The organism is Polaribacter litoreus, assembly GCF_054584775.1.
Window position 1 is genome coordinate 1 of the sequence record NZ_JBTLRD010000050.1, and the last position, 2,951, is coordinate 2,951.

General features: G+C 25.6%; 5 protein-coding genes. 1 reads left to right on the forward strand and 4 read right to left on the reverse strand.

Annotated features, from left to right (window positions below; all coding sequences use genetic code 11):
- The first annotated feature begins 273 nt into the window (after window positions 1–273).
- Complete coding sequence (locus ACW9UN_RS16895; protein WP_459487542.1) at window positions 274–423, forward strand: hypothetical protein; 150 nt, start codon at window positions 274–276, stop codon at window positions 421–423.
- Here ACW9UN_RS16895 and ACW9UN_RS16900 read toward each other — a convergent pair.
- The 4 genes from ACW9UN_RS16900 to ACW9UN_RS16915 all read right to left on the reverse strand — a co-directional run bounded on the left by ACW9UN_RS16900 (window position 416) and on the right by ACW9UN_RS16915 (window position 2,849).
- The gene (locus tag ACW9UN_RS16900) at window positions 416–613 is read right to left on the reverse strand and encodes a hypothetical protein (protein ID WP_459487543.1); all 198 of its coding nucleotides are present in this window, start codon (window positions 611–613) and stop codon (window positions 416–418) included. The genes ACW9UN_RS16895 and ACW9UN_RS16900 overlap by 8 nt on opposite strands.
- 40 nt (window positions 614–653) lie before the next feature.
- Complete coding sequence (locus ACW9UN_RS16905; protein WP_459487544.1) at window positions 654–1,205, reverse strand: hypothetical protein; 552 nt, start codon at window positions 1,203–1,205, stop codon at window positions 654–656.
- Window positions 1,206–1,367: 162 nt separating this feature from the next.
- Window positions 1,368–2,144: a hypothetical protein gene (locus tag ACW9UN_RS16910; RefSeq protein ID WP_459487545.1), complete on the reverse strand. Its 777-nt coding sequence runs from the start codon at window positions 2,142–2,144 to the stop codon at window positions 1,368–1,370.
- 147 nt (window positions 2,145–2,291) lie between these two features.
- Window positions 2,292–2,849 (reverse strand): STM3941 family protein, encoded by a 558-nt coding sequence (locus tag ACW9UN_RS16915; protein WP_459487546.1) that lies wholly within the window; start codon window positions 2,847–2,849, stop codon window positions 2,292–2,294.
- Window positions 2,850–2,951: the final 102 nt, after the last annotated feature.

Consider the following 2,951-nt stretch of genomic DNA (forward strand, 5'->3'; position numbering starts at 1 on the left):
GTTTTCAGAAATTAGAAATGTTAATATTAAAATGCAAATTATTTTTCTCATTTTCAGTTTTTAATGAATGCCAACGTGTTAATGTATAAAATAAGTTGCTAATTAAGTAAAAATAGAGTAATTTAATTAGTTCAACATCTACACAAATAAGCAATGTCTATTTTTAGATAAGCTATTAGTAGCAATTAATTTTATACGGTGTTGGCAACAGTATTTTTTAGTTGTCATTTCCTTTATTAGCACATTTTTTATTAATCTTTAAATTTAATTGTGATGTCAAAATTCGTTCCTCTCAAAAAAACAACTGAAAATACTTGGAAATACACAGAAGATGGAGATCATTATCTATATAAAACCGTAAGTAAATTCAGGTTTTTAGGAATTTGTTTTTATAGTTCGATTACTATTAATGAAACTACTTAACAATTCCTCTAGCACTTAACGTACATAGAATAGTGTAAAAAGATTCATTACTGTAGGTTGTTTTTGTTTCAATTATATTCAATCTTTCTTTTTTCAAATAATCATTAAGTTCTTTAAGTTCGTTTATTTCACAAGTTTTAGATTGTTCAACCTTATTGTTTTTTACTGTTACTGATATTACTTTTTTCATATTTACTTGTTTTAATTATTTATGTTTTCTTTTTTTAAATTTATTTTTCAGAATTGGCAGGAAGTAAAAGACTGTCATTTTGTTGGCTTAAAATTAAAGCATCATCTTCTGTATTATTTTCTTTTGTATTTTTTTCTGATTGGTAATCTTGTTTTAGATATTCTTCATTATTCACGTTGTCATTATCACTAAATTCACAACTTCTATATATAAAAGTTGCAATTAATATTAATAATACTATTCCAGAAGAATAATACTTGAATTTAGAATTTTTAAAATCAAAATTTTCCTTCTTTTCTATTTTAATTTCCTTTTCGTTTTTAATTCTTTCAATTTCAGTAAAACCTCCATCTTTCAAAAATTGTTCAGTTAAATCATTAGAATTAATAAAAACTTCCATTCCACTTTTAAAAACTCCAACTATTTTCGGTTCGTGTTTTTCTATTTCGTAAATTAATTGCTCAACTTGTTCTTTGTTTAAATTCGGAAATAAATTTGTTCTAATATTTTCAGACTTTACATTATTACGTTTTAAATGTTCTTTAGTGATGAATTCAAGTATTAAATCTCTTTCATCTTTCTCTATTTCCATTATATTTCCTTTTTTTTATATTGTTGCCAACGGATTTGTGTATGATTAGTGGCGTGTTTAGGTACGTAATTTAGCAAATAAAAATCGAATAGAAAATCCGCTAGGATTTTCGTAAGTAGGCGAGAACTAGCCATTAATTATACACGGTGTTAGCATACGTATTTATTTCGGTCTGTATTCTTCATTAAACATTATTGGTATTGTATAAGCTACATTAATTACTTCACCTGCTTTGATATAAAAATCAAATTCAGGAAGTGATTTTAATATTCTTAAAGCTTCTTTTTCTAATTCTTTGTACTTTGTCCTTGATTTTATTTCTACGCTAAATTTCGTTTTTGAATTTCCAGACTTTATGAGTCCATAAACTTTATGATTACCTTTTTCTATATGAGGTATATTATTCCAATTTATATTCTTTGAAATGAAATCATTCAAACTCTCTTGGTTTTGAGTATAGATTGAGATGTGAGATTCTGAATTGTCGAATTTCTTTTCATCTATGACTTTTCCTTTTTTTAAACTTAATATCCATTCAGATTCGTAAACTTTTAATTCCTGATTAATTAATTTGCCATTAGGAACAGACAATTCTCCAGAATACCAATTTGCTAATACTATTCCATTTTCATATTCTTTTGGAAATAACTTTTTCAAATCAGCTTTGATTTTATTTTCTGAATAGAAATAATCACAACTGTAGATATTTGATAAGTAAAGTTTATTATCAATAATTTTCCACTCTGCAATATATCCTCTCCAACAAGCGGTCGAATATCCAGCATCTTGGTCTCCAAATAAATTCAAGTCGTCTAATTTCGGATATGAACCTAATGGATTGCTATGTAAAGAAATTGTGTCATTTTTCCATATCAAAATATCAGGAATTTGTTCGGTAGCGAAACCAAATGTAGAAACCAATAATATTATGATACTCAATGTTCTTCTTTTCATATGTATGCTAACGTTGTTGTATAAGCTTTGTTGCGTGGTTTAAGCAATGAATTTAATAAATAAAACACGAACGGCGAAATTCCGAAGGAATTTCCCAAGTGAGCTATAACTAGCAATAAAGTTTATACGGTGTTACCTAACGTTTTTATTTCTTTTCAATTCAGTTTGTATTAAGTCCTCCAATTCTTGAAAGTTCATTTTTATTGAATTTGATGAAAAATTAATAGGTGTTTCGTATAACTTTAAATTCAATTTCATTATCAATTTTGATAGAATATTGTTCTTTTTGATGTAAAATTCAGGGTTTTTAACTATAATTTGTAGAAAATCAATAGAATTTACACTCCTTTTTTTTATTGAAATTATATTTTCCCATTCAATAAGTCCAATTTTAAAAAAACTAGAATTATCTATAATTCCTTTTTTGTTAATAATTATTCCAGCTTTCTTCTCAAAAAGCTTTTTAATTCCTAAAGCATTTATTATTCCAAAAAATATAATACCTAACAGACCAAGAATTTTTATAATTTCCTCACTTTTTATTTTCATAAAATATCCTCCTCTTCTATAAATTAAAGTAGGTTCAGGTTCTATGAACATTCTATATGATCCAATTGTAAGTAAAATTGAACCTAAAATAATCCAAATTATTTTTTTCTTACTTTTTGGAATTTCAATTTTTTCTTTCATTTAATCTCTTTTCCTAAATGTTAGGTAACGTTTTTGTGTATATTTTAGTTGCGATTTTGTTTAGCTAAAAGTAAGTAAATAATTACTGATAGGAAAATCCGC